Genomic DNA, 24,930 nt, shown 5'->3' with positions numbered 1-24,930 from the left:
CACTCACGAGCGGTCGAGTTAAAGCCGGCCGACGGTCGGGGCTTACATCAATCGGCAGGATGCCTCGTCTTCGAAAGTTCTTCGCACAGGTCGTCATAGGCACCAGAGACATCTTCCCGCTCATTGGCCGTCTGGCCAAGCAGATCTTCGAGCGCTGATGCCCGATCGCTGATGGCAGGAAAACCAAAGGTTCCGCCGGCGCCGGCTAAGCCGTGGGCAAGGACAATGATCTGCGGAATGTCTTCCGCGGCATGCGGATTGAGCTCCCTGAGGCGCGCGAGGTCACTCCCGCAGCGCTCAGCAAAACGCTTCTTGAGGCGCAGCAACGGATCGTCTTGCACAAAGAGCCCCTTCCTGACTTGACCGAAGTTTCCACAGCACCCCCGCGACACCCCGCACGCAAATGCAACGCTTTCAATGGAACATCTTCAGTTCGCACAATCCCGTTTGATCAGAGGTTTCATATCCGGTCACCTATCCTTCCGTATAGTCGAACCTGACCTCTTGCTTCGTGGTGAAAGAGACGAAGTTTCGGTAAAAAAGGCAACCAAACAAACTTACAGGGAACAGGACATGTCGATCGGCACGATTATGACGAAGCTGAAACTGTCCATGGCCGGTCTTGCGATCCTTGCCGGGTTTGCGGCGGTCTGGTCGATTGGCTTGGAGCCGGATCCGGCCAGGGCCGCCCGGCTGGAGGCCACGCCCACAGGAGATGTCCTTCTGCGGGTCTCCGGCAAAATCAACGCGACGAATGTCGGCGATGAAGCGCATTTCGACCTCGACATGCTGAAAAAAATGCCTGCGACGACCTTCAAGACCAGCACGATCTGGACGGAGGGTGTGAACAGTTTCACGGGCGTGAGCCTTGAGGACCTTCTGGCCGCAGTCGAGGCGCAGGGCAAAACACTTCGGGCGACGGCTATCAACGATTACGCGGTTCAGCTGCCTGTGTCGGATGCCACATCGCCCGGCCCCATGGTCGCCTATGAAATGAACGGCAAGCCGATGTCGCGGCGGGGGAAAGGCCCCTTGTGGATCATCTACCCTTTCGATCAGAATTCGCGCTTCCAATCTGAAACAATATATTCACGCAGCATCTGGCAGCTTGATCGCATTGAAGTGATCGACTGACTTTCATTGTCTAGCTTATGAATAAAAATATGAGAAAAACCGCCAGACATGGCGGAGCACTTCGAAATGGACTTGCAGCGGCCGTCTTGATTGCAGCCGCTGCACTTCTCGTTTTTTTGGGCTTGCAGGTCTCACAGGAACTCAAAGAGTTGCGCAACGCCCCGCGCGACAACGTCCAATGGACAGTCGCGCAGCTTGAAGTCGAACTTCTGAGACTCCTGCGCTCCGTCGAAGGTGGCAGCGGAGCCGGCGACATTGATGAGCTCCGCAAGCGCTTCGACGTTTTCTACAGCCGCGTCTCGACGATTGAGACCAGCACCATATTCTCCGAGCTGCGCACGTCGGAAAACGCTGATGCGGCTCTCCTCAGCATCCAGAATACGCTCGATGACCTCGTTCCCATCATCGATGGGCCGGATGAAATCCTCCGCAAGCGCCGCGCCGAACTCGCTGAACCGCTGGTGCAACTGCGCTCCACCATTCGCACCCTCTCCCTGAAGAGTGTGGATCTGTTCGCGCGCCTGTCCGACGAGCGTCGCCGGGCCTTTACGCTCCTTCTCATTCAGACAGCCGTCGTCGCAGGGCTCCTCATCATCGCGCTTGCAGGAACGCTCCTGGTGCTCTGGCGACAATACGGGATTTCGATGTCGCGCGCCGGCGAGCTCGCGCGCAGCAGCCAGCGTTACGCCAACACCATCAATGCCTCTCTCGACGCTATCGTCGTCGCCGATGCCGAAGGCATCATCCTCGACTTCAATCCGGCGGCGGAACAGACCTTCGGCTATTCGCGTCACGCCGCGCTTGGCCGCAACATTTCGAGCTTATTCGCACCGGGTCAGCCTTATGGCAGCGGTGACACCTTCATCAAACGTCATTTGCGCGCGACCAATACGAAGCCACTCGGGCAGGATCGCATCGAGCTCCAGGCGATCCGTGCCAATGGCGACAAATTCCCCGCCGAATTGTCTTTGGGCGTCGCAAGCGAGAGCGAAAACCCGACCTTCATCGCCTATATGCGGGACATCTCCCATCGGCACCGCACGCGCCAGGAACTTCTGCGCGCCCGCGACCGCGCCCTGGCGGCGGCCGAAGCGAAATCGCAATTCCTCGCCGTGATGAGCCACGAAATGCGCACGCCGCTCAATGGCATCCTCGGCGTGCTCGATCTCATCCAGGGCACAACGCTTACAGAAAAACAAAATCAATACGTGGAGACGGCGATCGCCTCCGGCGAGCTGCTGCGAGACCAGATCGACGACGTTCTCGACCTTTCGAGCCTGGAAGCCGGCGGTTTCGAGCTGCGGCCGGTTCCCTTCGAGCTCGGCCGCCTCTTGCACGAGATCGTCGAGCTGCATGCATTGGCTGCGGAGGCGCGCGGCAATCATCTCGTGGTGAGCCTCGCCTTCGAGACGCTCGGCGTGAAGGCCGATCGCCGTCGCATTCGCCAGATCCTCATCAACCTCGTGTCGAATGCCGTCAAATTCACCAAGAACGGCATCATCACCCTCGAAGCCCGCGAAATCTCCCAGGCGGATGGGCAGGTTCTGGTCGAGCTGACGGTGTCCGACACCGGCACCGGGATCGCGCCCGCCAACATCGATCGCATCTTCGAAGACTTCGTCACGCTCGATCCCTCGTTCAAGCGAACGACCGGCGGAACCGGCCTCGGCCTGGCGATCTGCCGACGCATGGCCGGGGCGATGGGAGGCGAGATCGGCGTTGAAAGCACGCTCGGCCAGGGTAGCCGTTTCTGGGTTCACCTGCCGATGCTGCCCGCGAGCCGCGAAGAACTCGAGGCGAGCCCGGAGGAAGACGTGAGGGAGTACGACCTCGACGGCAAGGCTGGCCTGAATGTCCTCGTGGTCGAAGACAATCCCACCAACCGCTTCGTTGCGCGCGAGATGCTCGCCAAGGCCGGCTGCCGGGTCCGGGAAGCGGAGAATGGCGAAGTCGGTGTTGCCGTGGCCAACGAAGAGGCCTTCGACGTCATATTGATGGATATCAGTATGCCGGTGCTCGACGGCCTTGGTGCGACCCGCCGCATCCGCGCAGGCGACGGCCCTTCCAGCGACACGCCGATCATCGCCCTCACCGCACATGTCTTTCCCGAAGAACAAGACAAGCTCCGCAAGGCGGGGATGCAGGACACCCTCATCAAACCGCTGCGCCTGCAGCAGCTCAACGCCGCCCTCGCCCCCCTCCTGAAGGAGCGACCCGTCGGCAGGGAGCTGTCGAGCCGAGAGCGGGCGAAGGCGATCCTGGAGACGGATTCTGACGGGATGTCGGAGGAACCGGAGCTGCTCGACGAAAGCGTCGTGCAGGATCTGAAAGACGTCCTGCCTCAGCAAAAGCTCGCACATCACATGGACAAGTTCTGCCACGAGCTCGCATTTATCAGATCAAGCCTGGAAGCCGCGCGCCAGGACGAAACCTTCATGCAAATCCGCCAGCTCGCTCACCAGCTGGCCGGCTCCGCCGCGCTCTTTGGTGCCCTCAAGCTTCGCGAGGTACTGCTCGAAATCGAAGAAGTGGGCTTTCAGAAGAATGCGGGGCCTCTACCAGGCCTCATTGACGAAGCTGAAGCCCTTGGTCAGCAGACAGCAGCGGCGCTCAAACCGCACCGCACCGCTGCGTGATCCGGCCAGGGCGCTTCCGCCGGCACGCCGCCAATCACCACCGCCCCTCGTATCGGGATCAATTGAGCAAAAGCGCCGCAGAGGTCGAGACCGTGCCGAAGCCTTTCGCGAGTTCAATCGCATTTGTCAGGTTGCTGTCATAGCACGCGAGCGCGTCGCCCGGCATGATGTAGGGATCGTATTCGTCGCGATCGGCACGCTGCAGCATATCCTCCAGACTGCGCTCGATCACGATCGATTCTCCAGTCATCGGATTGCGACTGAAGAGGATCGCCGTGCGGTGGGCGTTCGTCCATCTCGCGCCGCCGATACAGTTCATACCGGCAACCGCCTGGATGAAGCGGGTCCCGTAGCGCAATTCCCGCGCATCCTTGCCAATTGCAGAGAGGGCATTCGCGTTCGCCGGCTGCGAGAGATTCGACATGAAGACCGTCACACCGGGCGCGGTGATGGAGGACGGCACCATGAGCTCTTCCTGGAAACAGCCGCGGCTCGGCACATAGATCTGGTCGCCTTCAAGCAGCAGCGCATCGGAATACGCAAGCCCCAAGACCGCGCCGCGCACATCCACTGAAATCGTCTTGCCAGCTCGTTGGATCTTGACGTTGGAAAGATCGGCATCCGGCCGCACGCCTCCGGCCGCCTGCAAGGCACTGGACAAACGTCGGCCCCGGGCGATCGCTCCGAGCGCGGCCTGGCGGGCAGTGTCCACGTCATCGCCACTGACGCCACCGATGGTCACGGCCATCGGGTCGAAAACGGCACCGGCCACATAGACACGCGCCGAGGCGACGTCCGCCAGCCGCACCGAAACCCGCGGCGCTTCCTCGTAGAAATCTTCCGTCACGAGGGCGCGCGCAAGGCTTGCCTCGACGCTCTCCACGCTTCGGCCGATCGCCGGTATCGGTTTTAGATAAGGAAGCTTTAGCGTGCCGTCCTGCGACACCTCATATGAACCGGTGAAGGTCTCGTCTTCGGCGACGTGCACGTCGACGAGATCCCCGGGAGAAAGCCTCTCGTCATCGCGCAGGACGGTCGACACCTGATGGCTGACAGGAGACACGCTCCCGAGAGTACATTTCTTCTGGTTGAGATATGCGGACGCCGAACGCGGCAACTTCTGCGAGGTGGGAGCGGCACGATACTGTGCCTGATAGCTCAGCCCCTCCGCCACCGCTTCGCGGTTGCTGATGGAATGCATCTGATCGCAGCCGGCAATAACAAACGCCCAGCCCAAGGCGACGAGCGCCCGAACCAAGGGGTGCAGGCGCTTTCTCTTTGCCGGACAGTTCATCAACGGTTATCCCATAATTCAACGACTGGCTGCATAGTGGTGGCCAATCTTCCATTTTTGGTGAATCTTTTGAACCCATTCAGTCGCTCCGATGGCTACTCAAAAGGATAGGTCGCCTCATCGTCTGAGCGCGCTCCTACGCTAGCGCACGCGATACGAGACGCCGCGCCTCGCGTACAAGCAGTGCCAGGACAACAGCCGTCCCCGACGGGCGGAACAAAGGCACTCAGGCATCATGGCACTTGCGATCAAAGCATTGATGGGACGGATTAAAGGCTCGTCACTGACGGGTGGCCTGGCGGCCTATGGTGCGTCCGAAGTGGTGTCGAAGCTCTCCCGCCTCGGTGTGGTCGTTGTTCTCGCCCGCTACATGGACCCGCTCAGCATTGGTCTGGCGGCGGGCGCGATCGCCACCTCCGATATTCTCAAGAGCCTGACGGAGAACGGCGTCGGCCAGCGCATCATCGCTGCGCGTGATGACGAGCTGGAATCGACCTGCCGCACGGCCCACAGGATCTTCTGGGTCTGGTGCCTCGGGCTCTTCGGCCTGCAGCTCGCCCTCGCTGGTGCCGTCAGCGGGGTGTCCGGCAACTGGCTCGGCTTCGCGCTCATCGCCGTCATCGCCGGCGAATATCTTTTCATGCCGGGCGGGCTGACCCAGTGCGCCCTCGCCATGCGCGAAGGCAAGTTTAAACAGACGGCCGCCATAGCCGGCGGCCAGGTCGTCGCCGGCAACATCCTCACCGTTCTTCTCGTCCTTGTCTGGCCGCATCCGCTGGCGATCGTGCTTCCGCGCCTGTTGACCGCACCGATCTGGCTGATCGCCATGCGCCGCCTGCGCCCCTGGCGTCCTGCCGATGTGGCGGCGGCTCCGCTGCGGCCGTTCGTACGCTTCGGCAGCGCCGTCATCGGCATCGAGTTCCTCAAGGCCGTGCGCATGCAAGGCGACAAGCTGATCGTCGGCGGCCTTCTGGGCGCCGATGCGCTTGGCATCTACTTCTTTGCCGTCAATGCCGGCCTCGGCATCACCACCTCATTCAGCACGGCGCTGTCGACCGTCCTCTTCCCCTATATCTGCCGCAGCGAAAACCGCGACCGCGCCCTCGGCCACGCTTTCGCGCTGTCCATGGCCATCATCGTTCCGGTCGCGATCGCTCAGTCGCTCCTCGCCCCCTATTACGTCCCGGTCCTCTTCGGTTCCGAATGGGCGGATATGGCGCCGCTCGTCGCGATCCTCTGCCTGGCGGCGATCCCGACTGTCCTGTGGTCGGCCTCGGCTCAATGGCTGCGGACCGGCGGCCGTGCCGGCACCGAGTTCACCTATTCGCTGGCGATCGGCGCAACCGTCCTCGTCTCCACCGCGGTTGCCGCATCCTTCGGCCTCACCGCAGTCGCCTGGACCGTGCTCGCGGCAATGACCGCCTCGCAGGTCATCGCATCCGCCCCGGCAATCCTGGCAGCCCTGCGCGCCAGCATCGGCTTCGTCCCAACCCTTTCCGCTCAGAGGTGCTGACATGACCACTCCGTTGTTTTCCGTGATCATCCCCTGCTGGAACGCAGAGAAGACCATCGCCGCGACGCTCCGCTCGGTCCTTGATCAGACGCTTGCCGATTGGGAAGTGATCGTCATCGACGACGGCTCCACCGACGGCTCGGCCGAGATCCTGGCCGACTTTGCCGCCCGCGATCGGCGCATCGCCTACCGCACGGTTGAGAACGGCGGCCCGAGCCGCGCCCGCAATCTCGGTGCCATCGAGCTCGCCAAGGGCCGTTACCTTGCCTTCCTCGACGCCGACGATCTGTGGGCTGCCGACAAGCTCGAAATCATGGCGGCGCGGTTCGCCGAAGATGTGGCCGTTCAGGCGCTCTATGCCGACGTCGCCTTCTTCACAAACGCGCCGGAAGACGCTCAGTCCCGCACAAATGTGGGGCGGGATCAGCTCTTCCTGAGGGATGTGCTCGCCGAAAACCCCTTCTGCACGACCTCCAACCTGGTGGTGGAGCGCAAGGCCTTTGCGGCGACCGGCGGCTTCGACGAAACCATCGTTTATGGCGAGGACCTGGAATGGCTGGTGCGCTTCGTCGCCATGTCCGGCGTCATCGAAGGCGTCGACCAGACGCTCGTCTATTACCGCAACACGCCCGGCAGCCTGTCTTCCAACATCGAGGCCATGGCCACCGCCTGGCAGTCGCGTCTTGCAACGCTTCGCAGGATGCACATCGGGCTTGCGGAAAAGGACCTCCGCGCTGCCGAAGCGCAGCATCTGCGCTACCTCGCCCGCCGAGCCCTGCGTTCCGAAGGATCGCGCTTCACCCCCATGCGCTTCGCACTGCGCGGCATTTGGACGAGCCCCGTCTCCTTCTTCGACAATCCCCGGCGCGGCTTCCTCACGCTCGCCGCCGCCTGCGCGCTTCCCTTCTTCCCGCAATCGGCCGGACGGCCGGCCTGCTTTCAGTAATTCACGACACCGCCTTCCGAGGAGCAACGACCATGAACATGACCCCGACACCCATCGCCAGCGTTGTCGTCCCCGCCTACAATTGCGAGGCGACGATTGCCGAGACCCTGCGCTCGATCCTCAATCAGACGTTTTCCGATCTTGAGCTGATCGTGGTGGACGACGGTTCGACCGACGCGACCACCGAGATCGTCAACGGCTTTACCGACGAACGCATCCGGCTCATCAGCCAGAAGAACCGTGGCCTTGCCGGCGCCCACAACACCGGCATCTACCATGCGCGCGGCCGCTACATCGGCTTCTGCGATGCTGACGATCTGTGGCTGCCGGAAAAACTCGAGCTGCACGTCGCCCATCTGGAAACGAACCCGGACGTCGGCATCAGCTTCTCCACTTCCGCCATGATCGACCAGCATGGCCGCCGCCTCGGCATCAGCCAAAAGCCGAAGCTCCGCGGCATCACCGCCGCCGACGTCTTCAAGCGCAACCCGATCGGCAATGGCAGCACGCCGCTCATGCGCCGCGCGGCTCTCGATGCCATCGCCTTCCGTCCCGCCGGGGAAGAAGAGCGCGACTGGTGGTTCGATGAGAATTTCCGTCAGTCGGACGACATCGAGGGGTGGCTGCGCTTCATCCTCTCCTCCGACTGGCTGATCGAAGGCATTCCGGGTGATCTCACACTCTACCGCATCCACACCGGCGCCCTCTCCGCCAATGTCGAAGCGCAGTACGACACCTGGTGCCGGATGAAGGACAAAATCGCCGCCATCTCGCCGATGCTCGTGCGCCGCCATGGCGCTGCGGCGACCGCCTACCAGCTGCGCTACCTCGCCCGTCGCGCTGTCTCCTCCCGAGACGGAAAGCGTGCCGCCAGGTTCATGCGCCGCTCGATCTGGGCGTCTCGCCGCCCTCTGCGGGAAGAGCCGATCAAGACCATGGTGACGTGGAGCGCCGCAGAGCTTCTGAGCCTTTTCGGGCGCGGCATCTACAACCGCGTCGAGGCGCGCCTTCTTTCGTCCAAGGCAGGCTGAATTCACAACCGGGGGAGCAACTCCATGATCCACGCCATCGCCCATCTCATCGACGACGCATCTTTCGGCGGCATCAACCGGATGCTCGAATACATGGAGGCGTCGCCGGATCTTGCGAAAATCGCAGATCATCGGATCGTGCGGGTCCGGCGCGGCCAGCTTACCGCACCGCCACTCGGAGCCGACCTGATCGTCTCCCATCTGTCGGTCAACTGGGCGAACCTGCCCATGCTGACGGCGCTACGGGCCGCCTATCCGACGACGCCGATCATCCATGTCGAACACAGCTACTCGGAGCGTTTCGTTGCGCTGCATGTCGAAAAGCGCGACCGCTTCACGGCGCTCCTGCGCACCGCCTATGCGCTTTTCGACGAAGTTGTCGCCGTCAGCGAGACGCAAGGCGCCTGGATGCTGCGCCGCGGCTTCTGCCCTGAGGGCGGCCTCAAGGTCATTGAGCCCTGCGTCGAGCTTGCGCCCTTCCTCGCGGTCGAAGGACATCGCGAAGGACCGGATATCGTCATCGGCGCGATCGGCCGCTTCGACCTGCAAAAAGGCTTCGACATTCTCATCGACGCCTTCCAGGTGCTCGAGCGCACCGACGTGGAGCTGCATCTCTACGGCGACGGGCCGGACCTCAACGACTTGAAGGCGCGCGCCAAGAACAACCCGAAGATCGTTTTCAAGGGCTACACGTCCGACGTCCCCGAAGCCATGGCGGCGTGCGATGCCATCGCCCTCCCCTCGCGCTGGGAGCCTTATGGTCTCGTCGCTATCGAGGCGATGGCGGCCGACCGGCCCGTGCTCTGCCCGCGTCATGACGGCCTCGTCGGCCACATTGCGGCCGGGGCTCGCGATATTGGCGAGAATTCCGTGACCGGATGGGCGGCCGCGATCGAACGGCTCGACGTCGAGGAGTTGCGCGAGCCGAACGCAAAGACCCGCACCCACGCCGCCGAGGCAGGTGAGCGTTTCGCGAAGGCCTGGAGCAGTCTCGTCGGACGGGTTTTGAGCAAAGAGGACGAGGAAGCCGGCGCGGCCTGACCAGGCCTGCACCCGCCGCACCCGAAAAAAACCCGCGGAAGCTTCAGCTTCCGCGGGTTTTGTCGTTCCTATCGGGCCTCTTGTCAGAGACGGCCGGCGACCAGCCGAAGACAATCGCCCACAACACAATCCTCGGCCTCGATCGGCGAGCGCCTTTCTGAGCGAACTTTTCTGCCGGAAACTATTCTTCGGGAGTGAAGCCTACAGCGAGCGCACCCGCATCTTGCCGAACTGGAAGAGCGCGGCGACGGTCGCGCCGCCGAGCGCGCCGATGACGTTCGCATAGAAATCCGTCATCGAGGCGGTCCGCCACGGAATGCACATCTGCAGAAGCTCGATCCAGCCGGAAAAAGCGAGCGTCGCGATGGCCGCTCCGAACGGATTGCCGAAGACGAAGGCGAAGCCCGCTGCGTTGACGAAGGTCCCGAAGGCATGCAGCGCAACATCGCCATGATGGCCAAGATTCACGCCCGGAATGACGGCCAGCATCAAGGCCCACGCATCCGCGCCGAGAATCAGAAGGAAGACTGGCAATCTCATGAGATCCTGCATGTTCTGAGCCCGCGTTTCCATTACGCCTCGGCCTTTCGGGTTGCCTCTATCTCGGTGAACCGAGAAACTTCAAGAGAACATGCGCGGGTGGACTTCATTGTCCTTTTCGGAGTTCCGAAACGCGCCCAATCTCCTGTTAAACTCTTCTCGACTTTCGCAGTCGCCTCACGATCGATCTTCCGCGCAAGTCAATTCGGCATAAGGAAGCCTCACAAAGCTTGCGGGACGCTTGCATCCTTGAAACCGGGGGTAGTATCGGCTCGCACGAGGTTGCGATCGGAGCGAGAAATCTGCGGCTCCGGCTTTCGATCCGGCCTGTCTGAAAAGGCCGAACGACGACGTCGCGGGCGAGATCGACCCAGCACCAAACCAGGCAAACATCGCGAAGGGACGATCGGATAAGTGGCAAACCAACGCTTCACGGATCTCGCCAGCTTTACGTGCACGGAAGCAAAGGCAGGCGGTCTCGGCGGATGCGCGCGCTGATCCATTGGGAGGCCGGTCGGGTCCACCCCAAAGAGCCTGGCCATTCGAGGGCACGTGATCGGCAGCTCGTGCAGATGGGGCGGGCGACCTGAAACGCAAAAAAATGGCCGCGGTGCCTGAGCAACCGCGGCCGGTCGGAACTGTGATGGGGAATCGCAGTCTTAGAAGTCTTCGCTTTGTTATAATCCTCCCTTCGTTGTGGTCTCAGTAGGCGCCCCGTCCGGTGAAGACGGCGCGGAAAGTCAGTGCGATGAGGGCGATGTCGAGGAAAACCGAGCGGGAGCGGACATAGGCACTGTCCATGTGGATCATCTTGTTGAAGCCGATCTCCGCACGACCCGACACCTGCCAGAGCCCCGTCAGGCCGGGCTTGCCCATCAGCCGCTCGAGAGCCTGAGGCGGATAGGCTTCCACTTCCTGCGGCAGAGCCGGACGCGGGCCGACGATGCTCATATCGCCGTTCCAGATGTTGAAGAGCTGGGGCAGCTCGTCGAGCGAGAAGCGCCGCAGGAGACGACCGATCTTGGTGACGCGCGGATCGTTCTTCGACTTGAAGCAGATGCCGGCGCGATCGCTTTTCTCGAGAAGCGCCGCCCGACGGGCTTCGGCGTCGCGGTACATGGAGCGGAACTTCAACACGGTGAAAGCCTGACCGCCCTGCCCGATGCGCGTCTGCCGGAAGAAGACCGGGCCGCGGGATTCAAGCTTGATGGCCGTTGCGATCATCAGCATCAGCGGCGCGAAGAAGAGCAGACCCATGCCGGATCCGAAAAGGTCGAGGGCACGCTTGGCCCGCTCGTCGGCCGTCGGCACCACTTTCTTGGCCCGGGCGTCCTGCCACGCCCGCATCATGAACTCCGGGTTACCGACGATGTAGCGGCGGAACATGCGGCGCGGCTCGATTGCCAACCGCCAGATCCATTCCAGCCCGGCGCTACGCAGCATGCGAGGGGCCCGCGACACACGGCCCGCCCAGAAATCGAACTGCGCGCCGACACCCATCACCAGCCGTGCGTTGATGCGATGGCGGTTACGGGCGATCCACACATCCTGACGCGGCACACCCAGAGCGACGAGCACGATATCGGCACCCGAAGCATTGATCTCGTCGATGATGCGATCCTCTTCTTCCGAGTAGAAGTAACCATGACGAGTGCCGGCAACCTTCAGGGCCGGCGCGATCTTACGGGCCGCCTCCGAAGCTTTCCGCGCAACGCCTTCCGCACTTCCGAGAAAATAGATGGACAGGCCGAGAGCGGCAGCCTTGCGGCACAGCGGGACGAACAGGTCGGTGCCATTCAGGTTCTCGACGAAGCGCTTGCCCTGCAGTTTCGCAGCAAGCTGCAAACCCGAGCCGTCGGGCAGCAGGTAATCCGCTTTCTTCAGCGCCCACTGGTAGATCGGCGTCTTGGCGGCGACATTCATGCAATGGGCGTTGAGGAACGCGGCAGTGCGACGGGCGCCGCCCTTCAGAAGCGCTGCAAGCGCGTCTTCCGTCTTTGCGTTGACGATATCGAGCGAGAAGAGAGAGATCTTGTTGAGAGAAGTCATTTTGGCCTCCAGAAATCCGTTGGCCAAACAATACTCATCTCGACGAGAAAATAAATCGAGCAAGGGAACAGTTACAGCATCCGTAGAATATCAAAACTACACAGAAGCGCATGTATAGTCTCGATCGAGACAAGTCCTACCCTTTAGGATAGGCGGTTCCTCTCCGATCACGCCGTGATCGGGCGGGTGCCCGCGGGCGACGCCCTCGATTAACCGTTCATTGGATGCTATGCGCTACGTCCACCAGTGGTTGAAACTGGTGAGACCGCCCGGACCTTCTGCAAAGCGGCGGAGATCGCAAAGCCGGAGAAAAGACGGAAGTGCCCGCTTGGGGAATGTGCGGTTTCGCCTGAAAGGTGATGTTGATGGATATTCTGATCGCTGACGATCATGAACTCGTCCGAGACACGATCTGCGCATTCCTGGAACGCGAGCCGGATGTGCGCGTCGTCACAGCCAGCGACTTTGCCGAAGCGATCGAGCGGATCGATGCGCAGGGCCCCTTCGATCTCGTCATCCTTGATTACAACATGCCCGGCATGGACGGTCTGGAAGGCCTCGCCCGCGCCAAGGAGCATAATAAGGGCAACCCCGTCGGCATCATTTCCGGCACGGCCAACCGCAGCGTGGCGGAAGAAGCGCTGGCGGCCGGCGCCGCCGGCTTCCTGCCGAAGACGATCGCCGCCAAGTCGCTGATCCACGCGGTTCGCTTCATGGTGGCTGGCGAGCAATATGCCCCGCTCGATTTCATGCGAGCACCGAGCGAAGAAAATGAAAATCCTCTGGCCGCCAAATTGAGCAAGCGGGAGACGGAGGTCCTGGGCGGCCTCGTCCGTGGAGCCTCCAATAAGGAAATCGCGCGCGAGCTCGATTTGCAGGAGGTCACGGTGAAACTTCACGTCAAAACGCTCTGCCGCAAGCTTCAGGCACGCAACCGCACGCATGCTGCCATGATCGCCAAGGATGCGGGGATGTTCTGAGGGGGTCTCTCATTCGAGACCTTCGGATAGATTGGGCTATTCCAAAGGATAGGTCGCGCGGCGAAATAGACCCTAAGTGCACCATTGCACGCACGCGAAGAGCAACGCCTTCCGCTAAGCATTTGTCACGACGAGGAGTGCAGTGATGAATGTTCATACCAATCGACTGGAAGGCCCATACAGCCCTCATGCAGAGGAGGCTGCGGCCGACAACGCACGCACCGGTGGCCGGGGCCTGTTCGCGCGCCTTGGCGCTGCGGCGGGCGGTATTTCCCGCTTCATGCCCCGCCTGACCCGCACGCGCATCACCGCACTGTCGCCCGTGCGCCTGCTGCGCGGCGGTCGCGTCGGCGACTTCCAGCGCCTGCCCCGCTACGCGCTGGTCATCTTCGCCGGCCTCGCCGCGATCTGGGCTCCGGTCATCCTCTACATCTCCACCGCACCTCTGCGCTTTCAGTCCGAGGCAGCGATGATCATGCCGGGAGCCGGCTCTTCCAGCTCGGTCAACCTTTCCGACATCGGCCAGGCCTCGACCTCGGCGAGTTCGCCTTATTCCAGCTCCTCCATCAGCCCGACCGTGACCTACAAGAGCCTGATCGAATCCCGACGCGTGCTTGAACGCGCAGCGGGTTCGCTGCAGCTCGAAGTGCAGGAACTCGGACGTCCGCGCATCAAGCTCCTCGATCAGACGAGCCTGATCCGCCTGTCGATGACAGGTTCCTCGCCGGAGGAAGCCGCAGACAAGACCGAGGCCATTCTCGCGGCCTTTCTCGGCGAATTGGACCAGCTGCGCAGTGACGAAATGGAGAGCCGTGAGATCTCCACGATCGACACTGTCCGCGAGCACCAGAAGGCCGTTGAGGCCATTCGCCTTAAAATCAGCGAGCTGCAGGCAAAGACCGGGCTGGCGAGCGCGGACCAGCATCTCGAACTCGTGACGATGATCGAGCAGATGGGCCAGCAGGTCGTCTCCACGACGTCGGAGCTGCGGGAATCGGAGGAGGCCGTCGTGGCCCTTTCGACGATGCTCAACGTCGATGCCGACAACGCCTCGTCCATGCTGCGTCTGCACGGGGACATCGAGTTCGCCGCCCTTTCGGAAAACGCCGCAGAAGCTTCGGCAAAACTCTCCAGCCTCAGCGGCCGTTTCGGACAGAGCCATCCCCAGGTCGTCGAGGCGCGCAACAATTACAAAGGCGCCAAGGCGCGCATGGATGATCGCGCACAGGTCGTCACCGGCCTGCCCGTCGTCGCCATCTGGGAGCAGGTCGATCCCTCTTCGCAAGGCGAGCGGTCGGCGCTCCTCTCCCAGCTTGTCGACCTCGTCGCCAAGCGGGATGGCCTGGCCGCGCGGGTTGCCGCTCTCAAGCAAGAACACGAAGCCGGTAAAGAGCGTGTGCGGGATCTCGTCGAGACGGCGTCGCGCCTCGACAGTCTCAACCGCGACTACAAGGTTGCCGAGGCTGTCTTCGCATCCGCCCTGGCGCGCATGAACACCACACGCAACGACGTCTTTGCCTCGTATCCGATGGTGCAGGTGATCGAGCAGCCTTCGATCGAATGGGAGCCGTCTTCGCCCAACAAGAAAATCGCATTGGGCGCGGCGGGCGCAGGCTCCCTTTTCCTCCTGATGGGTCTCGCCCTCGCCTGGATGCGTCGTCCTCTGATCGACCGTCTCCTGGAAAACGAGGAAGCTGGCGATGAAAACGCCGATGCCACAGCGTAACCTGCCGGAGAATCTCGTCTTCTGGACGATCTCTCTGACTTGGTTCTTCTACGCCTTCGGCGCGCTCTACGTGGTGGGACCAGTGATCTCCTGGTCCCTGGCCGGTCTCGGCTTCCTGTCGCTTTACCTCGGTCCCGGCCTCAGGCCGGACCTCAGGCCCACCGGCTCGGTGCCGCCGATTATCTGGGGCTGGATTGGCGGCATGCTGGTCATGCTGGTCGCCTTGTGGGTCGGCCATTTCGACTGGGGCCTCGGCATGGGCCAGACGATCAAGTCCTCGATCGGATGGGCAAAAGGCTGGGCGATGGTCGCCCTCGTTCCCTTCGCCGGGGCCATTTTGAAGATCCGCCGGGACGTCGTCATCCGCAGCCAGTGCATCGTCGGCGCATGCACGGTGGCGCTCCTGCCGATCCTCCTCGTCGCACCGTCGATCGGCTTGCCCGAAAAGATCTTCGTTTCGCCTCTGAAGGCGGTCGGCGGGCCGGGGCCGGAATATTTCTCCGTCTACTTCTATACGCTCGATCCATCGAGCTGGACGCCGCGCTGGCAGTTCTACGCGCCATGGTCCCCCTTTGCGGGGCTCCTCGGCGTCGTCATGGTTCTCTTCGCGCTCGAAGACCGCAGCCGCTTCTGGATGGCGATGGGCATTCTCGCCGGCCTGGCGATGGTTTTCTTTTCCAAGTCGCGCATGAGCCTCGTCGCCCTCTTCGTATGCGCTGTCGGCCCGCGCATGATGCCGCTTCTTGCCAAAAGCGCCGCCTGGCAGCTCGCCGCAGGCGTCGCCGCATCGATGGCTGCGCTCGGCACATATCTTCTGCAGGCCGTGCAGGATGCGGTTTCGGCCTTCAAGGGCGCCAGAGCCGATAGCACGCGTGTCCGCGAGACCCTGCAGCGCATCGCGTATGAGCGCTGGCAGAGCGAGGCCGTGTGGTTCGGACACGGCACGGTGCAGCCAGGGCCGCATGTCGTCGAGTACATGCCGATCGGGAGTCACCACACCTGGTATGGCCTCCTGTTCGTCAAAGGCCTGGTTGGAGTCTGGGCTCTCCTCGTCCCGCTGGTTTGGCAGTTCTGGATCGTCGCGGTCGATTCCGTCAAAGGCCGCCGCGGACGGCTCCCTCTCGGCATCGTCCTCGTCTTCATCATCCTGAGCTTCGGCGAGAACATCGAGATCGAAGCCTATCTCCTGTGGCCGGCGTTGCTTCTCCTCGGCATTCACGCCCGCGAAATGGAGCGCGACCGGGTGCCCGCAGGATCAAGGAAAGCTTGAGGACAGCCCGGCATGCAACTTTTGCGCACATTCGACTCCCCCTGACGCCCGAGCGCAGAGCGCTCGGCGGGCACAGGCACCGAGGTCGAACAGGGTCCAACTCGGGCTCGGCCGCGCCGAGCCTTGTGCCTAGGCGCTGAGGAACACATGAATGCGGTAGTCATGATGATCGAGGCAGCCTCCACGATCATCCTCGCCATCATATTTCTCGCTCTTCTTGGAGAGCGCCTGGAGGGTTCCTTCTGGCGTCGGAGCATCGCGTTCGGCCTCGTCTTCGCAGCGACCGGTATCCTCGTCATGCTCAACCCGGTCGAGCTGATGAATGGCGTGCGCACCGATCCGAGAAATGCGGTGGTGGCGCTCTCCGCAGCATTGGGCGGGCCGGTATGCGCTCTCATTACCGCCGTTCCGATGATCGCGCTCCGCCTTCATTTCGGTGGCGTGGGGGCCGTTCCCGGAGCCGCCAGCATCGCTTCTGCCGCGATCTGCTCCAGCCTTCTCTGGTATGCCTGGACGAAGTACCTCGGGCGCGAGGCGTCGCAGCGCTATATCCTCTATCATGCGCTCAGCGCAGCCGTCGTGCCCGCCCTGGTCATCGGCGTGATGACCGCCGTGCCCTGGGAGATCTTTCTCAAGTCGGCCTCTCTCTTCGTCCCGGTGAACTTTGTAGCTGTCCTCCTGATGGGCCAACTCGTCATTCGCGAATACCAGCGGCGCTGGGCGATGGCCGCAAACAACGAAGCGCAAGCGCGCTTGCAGGCGACCGCCAACAATGCCCCGGGGGTCTTATTTCAGATCGCGCGGAGCCAGGATGGCCAGCTGGACCTGCGCTATATCTCCGATGGTGCGAGGCGCATCCTCGACATGGACCCGGAGGATTTCGTCCAGGATCCGACCAAACTCACTCGGCTGATTTCCCGCCAAGACGGCGAAAAGTTACGCCTCGTTTTGGAGGATTCGGCAGAGACCCTGGAGCCCTGGGCTTTCGAGGCGCAATGCATGCATCCCAGAGGCCGGATCCTTTGGGTGCGCGCTGTGGCAGAACCGCGGGGCTACGGGGATGACGAGATCGTCTGGGACGGCTTTGCCTATGATATCAGCGACCAGAAGCGCTCCGAGCGGATGAAGAACGACTTCATCTCCACGGTGAGCCACGAATTGCGCACCCCTTTGACCGCGATCCACGGCGCGCTGGGGCTCGTCGCTGCAGGAGGAGCAGGTCAACTCAGCGCAAAAGGCAACAGCCTCGTTTCGATCGCCTATGCCAACAGCGCAAGACTGGTGCGTCTCATCAACGACATTCTGGATATCGAGCGGATCGAATCCGGAAGGATGCACTTCGACATTCGACCTCTCGCGATCCGCCCCCTCCTCGAAGCGGCCGTCGAGGCGCTGTGCGCTTACGCAGCGGAGCTTGAAGTCTCGATCGAGATCGAAGAGACCGCTCCCGGTCTCGTCTGTCTGGCCGATCAGGATCGTCTCAGCCAAGCCTTCGTCAATCTGATCTCCAATGCGGTAAAATTCTCCCCGTCAGGAGGCACCGTTCGCATACGCATTGCACAGCGAGCAGGCCGAGCCCGCATCTACGTGAGCGACGAGGGGCCGGGCATCCCGCAGGAATTCCACACCCGCATCTTCACAAAGTTCGAACGGGCCAACTTCTCCGACAACCAGAAGGTTGGTGGCACCGGTCTCGGCCTTTCAATCACCAAGGCGATCATCGAGCACCTCAACGGCGAGATCGACTTCCGCAGCACAGAGGGCGGCGGGACGATTTTCTTCGTTGACCTGCCGAGTTTTCCTGCGATGCACCAGCTTGCTGCAGAACGCGACAGCCGCAAGCTCGCAAGCGCCTGAATATCGTCTTCCCGCCACCAATTGATAGACAAGCCGCATGGCGAAAACGTCTCCGCTGAGACGCTCTAATCACGCCACCAAATCGGTTTGCAGGCCCGCCGCTCCCCCGAACCGAATCTGAGGCGAAGGGGAAGGTGCCGAGCCCCAACTCCCGCACGCCGTTGGCAAATTCCTCGATATCCATCCGCGCCTTCCCGCTTCGCCGACGTCACATGGGTCATCGGCGCCAGCACATCGGGGAGGTTATGGATCGGGTGCTCGTCATTGGTGGGAACCTTCGTCGTTTAGATCGAGGTCGCCAAGGCCCGGATCATCGCTCGATGCTTGTCGGGCCGGCGCATTTCCACTAGGTCTGAAGACGCTCACACGGGGTGCCCATACGGGCTGAGAGGCTTATCCGCCAACCCGCTGAACCTGATCCGGCTCGCACCGGCGGAGGGATGGAGAGCTTTCGTTGCCGCGAATGCGCCCCTTCCCGCTTTCAAACGACAAGGAGGCGCCCTTGGGCTCGCTGCAATCCCCTTCCATCTTCATAGCATCAGCCGTCGCCGCACTGTTCTTCGGCGCAATCGCACCCGCCGCAGCGCAGGAGGAGAAGCCCTCGCTGACGGTCTACACCTATGAGAGCTTCGTTGCCGATTATGGGCCGGGGCCGCAGATCAAGGCCGGTTTTGAGGCGGTTTGTGGCTGCACGGTGAAATGGGTCGGGCTGGAGGACGGCGTTGCGATCCTCAACCGTTTGAAGCTCGAAGGTGCTTCGACATCGGCGGAGGTCGTGGTCGGGCTCGACACCAACCTGACCGCTGAGGCCAGGGCGACAGGGCTCTTCGCACCGCATGGCACCGACACATCTGCGGTCGACGTGCCCGGTGGCTTTTCCGATCCAGTTTTCGTGCCCTATGATTATGGCTGGTTCGCCGTCGTCTACGACAGTGAGGCGATCGATGCCCCTCCGCAAAGCCTGGAGGAGCTGGTCAGCGGCGATCCGGAGGAGAAGATCGCCATCCAAGATCCTCGCAGCTCGACACCGGGTCTCGGGCTGCTTTTGTGGATGAAGAAAGTCTATGGCGACAGCGCCGAAGCGAAATGGCGAGAGTTCTCCGAGCGTACCCTGACAGTGACGCCGGGCTGGAGCGAAGCCTATGGGCTCTTGACGAGCGGCGAAGTCCCGATGGTGCTGAGCTATACCACCTCGCCCGCCTATCACCTGATCGAGGAGGAGAGCGACCGCTACCGCGCGGCAGCCTTCGATGAGGGCCATTACATCCAAATCGAGGTCGCCGGCCGCATCGCAAGCTCCGAGCACCCAGATCTCGCCCGCGACTTCCTCGCTTATCTGATCTCGCCCGCGGCGCAGGACGCGTTGCCGACCACCAACTGGATGCTGCCGGCCGCAGCGACCGCCTCGCCGTTGCCCGCCGCCTTTGAGCAGCTGGTGACCCCGGATAAGACCCTGTCTTTCGATCCCCAAACGGTAGCCGACAGCCGACGCGCCTGGACGCAGGAATGGCTGCAGGCGCTCGGTCGCTGAGGCTCTCCGCGCGTCCGATGACAGGTTCGACAGATCGACGTTGGCGTGTCGCGGCAGGACTTGCCGCCGTTGCCGCGCTCGCCGTGTTTTTGGGCGGCGCATGTTTCGCCTTGCTCGCCCAAGCCGATGCGGCGCCGGACCTGCTTGCCTTGGCATCGGACCGCTATTTGCGGGGGGTGGTGCTGTTCACGCTGGAACAGGCGGCCCTTTCCACCCTCCTTGCAGTGGCCGGTGCCCTGCCGCTTGCAGTGGCCCTCCACAGGGCTCGGTTTCCCGGCCGCGGCCTCGTCCTGCGTCTGTTCCTCCTACCGCAAGCCCTGCCGGTGCTGGTCGGCGCCTTGGCGATCATCGCGGTGTGGGGCCGCAACGGCGTCGTCTCGGATCTGGCCGCCACCCTCGGATTCGATCGCCTCAACGTCTATGGGCTGTCCGGCATCCTGATCGCCCACACCTTCTTCAACCTGCCGCTCGCCGCCCGGCTGATGGTCGCTGCTCTCGACGGCGTGCCGGCAGAAAGCTGGAAGCTCGCCGGGCATCTTTCTCTCACGCCCCTCACCACCTTCCGCGTCCTCGAATGGCCGGCAATCCGCACCGCTCTGCCGGGCGCGACGAGCCTCATCTTCATGCTCTGCGTCACCAGTTTCACGCTGGTCCTGACATTGGGTGGCGGGCCGGGCGCCACCACCCTGGAAGTCGCGATCTATCAGGCCCTGCGCTACGATTTTAATCCGGGCCTCGCGGTTTTCCTGGCGTTGATACAGATTGTGCTGACCGGCCTTGCGGTCGCCGTCACGCTGCGGCTCGGCCAGACAACGCCCGGCGGCTTTACACTCGGGCGGCGGGCACGGCGCTACGACCCTCACCAGGGCTTCGTTCGCGCGCTCGATCTCGCGGTTCTGACCGTGGGGATCGCCTTCGTCCTCTCGCCGTTCATCGCCACGATCGTTGCCGGTCTGCGCTCCGATCTGATCGCACTGCTGGCCGATCCAAACGTCCAGCGGGCCGCGATGACAAGCGGCGTCGTGGCGTTCGCGGTGGCGACACTCGCGCTCTTGCTCGCCGCGCCTCTCCTCTTGGCGCGACAGGCATTGGAAAGTTCTCCCTCTTCGAGGGGTCGCGCAGCCTGGCGCGGGCTCTTCGAGCTGTCGGGCAGTCTCGTGCTCGTGGTGCCGCCGATCGTCATCGGCGCCGGCTGGTTTCTTCTGCTGCGCCAGGTGACGGACGTTTTCGCGGCGGCACCCGTCGTCGTTGTCGCCACCAATGCCGTGATGGCGACGCCGTTTATCGTGCGTATTCTCGCACCGGCGCTTGCCGCCTCGGCACAGCGACACGATCGCCTTGCCGAGAGCCTCGGCCTCTTCGGGCTGGCGCGGCTGCGCCACGTCGAATGGCCCGCGCTGAAAGCGCCGCTGGCCCTTTCCTTCGCCTTTGCGCTCGCCCTGTCCCTCGGAGATCTTGGTGCGGTGGCGCTTTTTGGCAGCCAGGATTTCGTCACCCTGCCCTATCTGCTCCTGCAGCGCATGGGCAGCTATCGCACCGCCGACGCAGCCGGGCTGGCGCTGCTGCTCGGGGTCTTGTGTCTCACCCTGATGGCACTCGCGGAGCGCGGGTTTCGCCGGGAGGAAGGCCGATGAGCGCCCTGCCCGCCCTCGTCTTGGACGGCCTAAAATACACCTATGAAAGCGCCCCGATGCGCTTCGACCTCACGGTCGCGCCTGGCGAATGGCTGGCGATCATCGGCCAAAGCGGTGCCGGCAAATCGACCCTCCTCGACATCATCGCCGGCTTTCTGATGCCCGAGCGCGGCCGGGTGACGATCTCCGGCGCCGACATGACGGGCGTGCCCCCCTCGCAACGCCCGCTCAGTTTCGTGTTTCAGGAGAACAATCTCTTTGCCCACCTGAGCGCCGTGCAGAATGTGGGGCTCGGAATTTCCCCGAGATTGCGGCTGGGCCCGGCCGAGCGGCAGCGGGCGGCTGAAGCGCTGGAGGCCGTCGGCCTTGTGGGCTTCGAAGACCGCAGGCCGGGGGAGATGTCCGGCGGCGAACGCCAGAGGGTCGCGCTTGCGCGCGCCTTTGTCCGCCAGCGCCCTCTGCTCCTGCTGGACGAGCCGTTTGCCGCGCTCGGTCCCGCCCTGCGCAGCGAAATGCTGGCGTTGTTGCGCGATCTACAGCGTCGGGCCGGAACGATGACGGTGCTGATGGTGACGCATCATCCGGAGGATGCCCTGGGCTTCGCCGACAACGTCGCCTTCCTCGACAAGGGGCGTTTCGTCACCGTTGGGCCGACCGAGGAAACCCTCTCAGCCTCGGGCATTGCCGCGGTAGAGAGCTATCTCGGAACGCGCGCCCTCTCTTAAACGCGGTATCCGGCAATACGGCGTCAGGCCAGGCAGATTTGTGTCGGCGCCGCAAACGAGATGCGGCAAAACGAAGAGAACTCGGTGCTTTTTCTTTGGATGGCAGCGAACGCTGCCTATACGCATTTTGCCCTCTCTTGCGTTTGCCTCCGCATTCGTCGAATACTTGCGCCCCGCAAAACACGAGACGCCATACCAATCATATCAGGCGCAATCAGGCGACTGCTCTAGTCGCATCTCTAAATACACAAGGAGAACACAAGAAACTCGAATCGGACGATGCGCTTAAACAAGCCGAATACAAAGAACGGCGCAGGTGCATCGAAACCCCATGGGAGGAAACTTGGGATGTCCGAGACTTGTCCGCACGTCGATGTGGTTCACTCTGCGATCGCGGCCGGGGCCGCCGCGCAATCGCCGATGGTCGCGTCCTGGAGCCGCTCGGCGCGTCTCTATGGGCTCGACCCGGCCAACAGGCACCCGCCTCACCGGCTGACGGCGAGCGAATTCGCCCTGGTGCGCGAGCGGATGGAGCCATGGATTCGCGCCGCCGAAGCCAGTCTTGATCAGCTCTTCAGCGCTGTCGGCGCGGCGGGGTGTTGCGTGCTCCTTGCCGACAGCGACGGCGTGCCGGTCGAGCGTCGCGGCGAGGCCGGCGACGATGCCATCTTCGACGACTGGGGACTGTGGCCAGGCGCTCTGTGGAGCGAGGCAACGGAAGGCACCAACGGCATCGGCACCTGCGTCATCGAGCGCCGCCCCGTCACCGTGCACCGCGACCAGCACTTCTTTGCGCGCAACGGGGCGCTCGGCTGCATGGCGGCCCCCATCCATGACCACAACGGCGAACTCGCCGGCGTTCTCGACGTCTCCTCCTGCCGCACAGACCTCACCGAGACCTTCGCCGGGCTCATCGCGCTCAGCGTGCGCGAAGCGGCACGGCGGATCGAAGCGGAAGCGTTCCGGCGCACGTTTGCGCATGCGCGGATCCTCGCCGTCTCGGGGCTGGAGCACAATCCGGCGGCGCTCGTCGCGGTGAATGCCGACGATCTCGCCGTCGGCGCATCGCACAGCGCGCGCGTGGCCTTGGGGATCAAAGGCAACCTCGCCAAAGCGCCCGTGCCGGCCTCCGATCTCTTGAGCATCCCGGGCGCGGAAAGTCTGGAGGACGCGGAGCGGGCCGTTCTTGCCCGCGCTCTCGCCCGCACCGGCGGCAACGTCTCCGCGGCGGCGCGCATCCTCGGAATTTCGCGCGCGACCTTCCATCGCAAACTCGGCGCAAAACGGCCGGAGGCGGCGACACAAGATCCCGCGGCTCCCTGTCGCATTCCTGCGACAGATGGAGCCTCTCTCCCGCTGGAGGGGGGCTGACAGGCCTCCAGGCGACACCGATCCTGTTGTCCAGGGCGCCCGAGAGGAAACGCTTTTCTCTCGCCAAGAGCGCCCGGTTAGGGAGAACAGCAATGGATCAACTGGAACGGCCGTTCGGCGAAACGCGGCTGCCTTTCGCCACACGCTACGACAATTACATCGGCGGCAAATGGGTGGCGCCGAAGTCGGGTCGGTATTTCGACAACGTCACGCCGATCACTGGCCAATCGCTGTGCGAAGTGGCGCGCTCGGATGCGGCAGACATCGAGGCGGCGCTGGACGCCGCCCATGCCGCGAAAGACGCCTGGGGCAAGACCAACGTCGCCCAGAGGGCCTTCATCCTCAATCGCATCGCCGACCGGATGGAGGAGAATCTCGATCTCCTCGCCACCGCAGAGACCTGGGACAACGGCAAGCCGATCCGGGAAACGAAGGCCGCGGACCTGCCGCTTGCGATCGACCACTTCCGCTATTTCGCCGGCTGTGTGCGGGCGCAGGAAGGCACGCTCTCCGAAATCGATCACGAAACGATCGCCTACCATTTCCACGAGCCCTTGGGTGTCGTCGGCCAGATCATCCCATGGAATTTTCCTCTTCTCATGGCCGTGTGGAAGCTCGCTCCGGCGCTCGCCGCAGGTAATTGCGTGGTCTTGAAGCCGGCCGAACAGACGCCCGCCTCGATCATGGTGTTGATGGACGTCATCGGCGACCTTCTGCCTGAGGGTGTCCTCAACGTGGTCAATGGCTTCGGGCTCGAAGCCGGCAAGCCCCTCGCCTCCTCCAACCGCATCGCGAAGATCGCCTTCACCGGCGAGACGACGACCGGCCGGCTGATCATGCAATACGCCAGTCAGAACCTCATCCCGGTGACGCTGGAGCTTGGCGGGAAATCGCCGAACATCTTCTTCGACGACGTGTGCGCGGAAGACGACGATTTCTTCGACAAGGCCATCGAAGGGTTCGTGATGTTCGCGCTCAATCAGGGCGAAGTCTGCACCTGCCCGTCGCGGGCGCTGATCCAGCACTCCATCTACGACCGCTTCATGGAGCGGGCATTGGAGCGCGTGAAAGCCATCAAGCAGGGCAATCCGCTCGACCCGGAGACGATGATCGGAGCGCAGGCATCGAGCGAACAGCTCGAAAAGATCCTTTCCTATATCGACATCGGCAAACAGGAAGGGGCCGACATTCTGGTCGGGGGCGAGCGCAACCATCTCGGCGGCGAGCTGGAAGGCGGCTATTTCGTCCAGCCGACCGTCTTTCACGGCAACAACAAGATGCGCATCTTCCAGGAGGAAATCTTCGGCCCCGTCGTGTCGGTGACGACCTTCAAGGACGAAGAAGAAGCGCTGCATATCGCCAACGATACGCTCTACGGCCTCGGATCCGGCGTGTGGAGCCGCGATATGAACCGCTGCTACCATTTCGGCCGCAACATCCAGGCCGGGCGCGTCTGGACCAATTGCTACCACGCCTATCCGGCCCATGCAGCTTTCGGCGGCTACAAGCAATCGGGGATCGGTCGCGAGACCCATTCGATGATGCTCGACCACTACCAGCAGACGAAGAATCTGCTCGTCAGCTACAATCCCAAGAAGCTCGGCTTTTTCTGAACGAGCCACCGACGAAGGCCCGGCGACTTGGGGGCCGCC

19 protein-coding genes and 1 riboswitch are annotated in these 24,930 nt (G+C 62.9%); of the genes, 15 read left to right on the top strand and 4 right to left on the bottom strand.

The features are described 5' to 3' along the window. Positions 1–47: 47 nt before the first annotated feature. Positions 48–341 carry an Hpt domain-containing protein gene (locus L0F51_RS01470; protein WP_234627633.1) on the bottom strand — a complete coding sequence of 98 codons (294 nt, stop codon included), beginning with the start codon at positions 339–341 and terminating at the stop codon, positions 48–50. Positions 342–573: 232 nt separating this feature from the next. Between L0F51_RS01470 and L0F51_RS01465 the strand changes: the two genes are divergently transcribed. Beyond that, positions 574–1,134: a molybdopterin-dependent oxidoreductase gene (locus L0F51_RS01465; RefSeq protein WP_234627632.1), complete on the top strand. Its 561-nt coding sequence runs from the start codon at positions 574–576 to the stop codon at positions 1,132–1,134. 149 nt (positions 1,135–1,283) lie between these two features. Beyond that, positions 1,284–3,770, top strand: a complete 2,487-nt coding sequence (locus L0F51_RS01460; RefSeq protein WP_234627631.1) for an ATP-binding protein — start codon at positions 1,284–1,286, stop codon at positions 3,768–3,770. Positions 3,771–3,828: 58 nt separating this feature from the next. Here L0F51_RS01460 and L0F51_RS01455 read toward each other — a convergent pair whose 3' ends face one another. After that, entirely contained in the window at positions 3,829–5,064 is a 1,236-nt protein-coding gene (locus L0F51_RS01455) for a polysaccharide biosynthesis/export family protein (RefSeq protein ID WP_234627630.1), read from the bottom strand. 235 nt (positions 5,065–5,299) lie between these two features. Between L0F51_RS01455 and L0F51_RS01450 the strand changes: the two genes are divergently transcribed. The 4 genes from L0F51_RS01450 to L0F51_RS01435 are packed head-to-tail and all read left to right on the top strand — an operon-like array spanning position 5,300 to position 9,595. Continuing rightward, complete coding sequence (locus L0F51_RS01450; RefSeq protein ID WP_234627629.1) at positions 5,300–6,577, top strand: oligosaccharide flippase family protein; 1,278 nt, start codon at positions 5,300–5,302, stop codon at positions 6,575–6,577. Between the two features lies 1 nt (position 6,578). Next, a complete protein-coding gene (locus L0F51_RS01445; RefSeq protein ID WP_234627628.1) occupies positions 6,579–7,523 on the top strand; it encodes a glycosyltransferase in 945 nt (314 codons plus the stop codon). Between the two features lie 32 nt (positions 7,524–7,555). Next, a complete protein-coding gene (locus L0F51_RS01440; RefSeq protein WP_234627627.1) occupies positions 7,556–8,554 on the top strand; it encodes a glycosyltransferase family 2 protein in 999 nt (332 codons plus the stop codon). Positions 8,555–8,578: 24 nt separating this feature from the next. Beyond that, on the top strand, positions 8,579–9,595 hold the full coding sequence (locus L0F51_RS01435) for a glycosyltransferase family 4 protein (RefSeq protein WP_234627626.1): 1,017 nt from the start codon (positions 8,579–8,581) through the stop codon (positions 9,593–9,595). A 201-nt stretch (positions 9,596–9,796) separates the two neighbouring features. On the opposite strand, the gene L0F51_RS01430 is transcribed toward L0F51_RS01435, so the two are convergent. Next, positions 9,797–10,135 carry a VanZ family protein gene (locus L0F51_RS01430; protein ID WP_170130465.1) on the bottom strand — a complete coding sequence of 113 codons (339 nt, stop codon included), beginning with the start codon at positions 10,133–10,135 and terminating at the stop codon, positions 9,797–9,799. Positions 10,136–10,837: 702 nt separating this feature from the next. Continuing rightward, complete coding sequence (locus L0F51_RS01425) at positions 10,838–12,184, bottom strand: WecB/TagA/CpsF family glycosyltransferase (protein WP_234627625.1); 1,347 nt, start codon at positions 12,182–12,184, stop codon at positions 10,838–10,840. Between the two features lie 365 nt (positions 12,185–12,549). On the opposite strand from L0F51_RS01425, the gene L0F51_RS01420 reads away from it, so the two are divergent. The 9 genes from L0F51_RS01420 (at position 12,550) to adh (ending at position 24,891) form a co-directional block, all read left to right on the top strand. After that, a complete protein-coding gene (locus L0F51_RS01420; RefSeq protein ID WP_234627624.1) occupies positions 12,550–13,164 on the top strand; it encodes a response regulator transcription factor in 615 nt (204 codons plus the stop codon). A gap of 145 nt (positions 13,165–13,309) precedes the next feature. Continuing rightward, positions 13,310–14,890, top strand: coding sequence for a hypothetical protein (locus tag L0F51_RS01415; protein ID WP_234627623.1), 1,581 nt, complete (start codon positions 13,310–13,312; stop codon positions 14,888–14,890). Continuing rightward, positions 14,877–16,160, top strand: coding sequence for a hypothetical protein (locus L0F51_RS01410; protein WP_234627622.1), 1,284 nt, complete (start codon positions 14,877–14,879; stop codon positions 16,158–16,160). Before L0F51_RS01415 ends, L0F51_RS01410 begins: the two co-directional genes overlap by 14 nt. Before the next feature lie 147 nt (positions 16,161–16,307). Next, positions 16,308–18,017, top strand: coding sequence for an ATP-binding protein (locus L0F51_RS01405; RefSeq protein WP_234627621.1), 1,710 nt, complete (start codon positions 16,308–16,310; stop codon positions 18,015–18,017). 356 nt (positions 18,018–18,373) lie between these two features. Further along, positions 18,374–18,475: riboswitch (TPP riboswitch) on the top strand. A 5-nt stretch (positions 18,476–18,480) separates the two neighbouring features. Continuing rightward, entirely contained in the window at positions 18,481–19,548 is a 1,068-nt protein-coding gene (gene thiB / locus L0F51_RS01400; protein ID WP_234629296.1) for a thiamine ABC transporter substrate binding subunit, read from the top strand. 17 nt (positions 19,549–19,565) lie between these two features. After that, positions 19,566–21,182 carry a thiamine/thiamine pyrophosphate ABC transporter permease gene (thiP, locus tag L0F51_RS01395; protein ID WP_234627620.1) on the top strand — a complete coding sequence of 539 codons (1,617 nt, stop codon included), beginning with the start codon at positions 19,566–19,568 and terminating at the stop codon, positions 21,180–21,182. Continuing rightward, positions 21,179–21,907, top strand: coding sequence for a thiamine ABC transporter ATP-binding protein (gene thiQ, locus L0F51_RS01390; protein ID WP_234627619.1), 729 nt, complete (start codon positions 21,179–21,181; stop codon positions 21,905–21,907). Before thiP ends, thiQ begins: the two co-directional genes overlap by 4 nt. A 348-nt stretch (positions 21,908–22,255) precedes the next feature. Then, the gene (locus tag L0F51_RS01385) at positions 22,256–23,278 is read left to right on the top strand and encodes a GAF domain-containing protein (protein WP_234627618.1); all 1,023 of its coding nucleotides are present in this window, start codon (positions 22,256–22,258) and stop codon (positions 23,276–23,278) included. 92 nt (positions 23,279–23,370) lie between these two features. After that, a complete protein-coding gene (gene adh / locus L0F51_RS01380; RefSeq protein WP_234627617.1) occupies positions 23,371–24,891 on the top strand; it encodes an aldehyde dehydrogenase in 1,521 nt (506 codons plus the stop codon). Positions 24,892–24,930 lie beyond the last annotated feature (39 nt).

This window comes from Afifella sp. H1R, assembly GCF_021462425.1.
Classification (GTDB): Bacteria; Pseudomonadota; Alphaproteobacteria; order Rhizobiales; family Afifellaceae; genus Afifella; species Afifella aestuarii.
The sequence above is the reverse complement of the archived record's forward strand: the minus strand, read 5'-3'. Positions and strand labels throughout refer to the sequence as shown.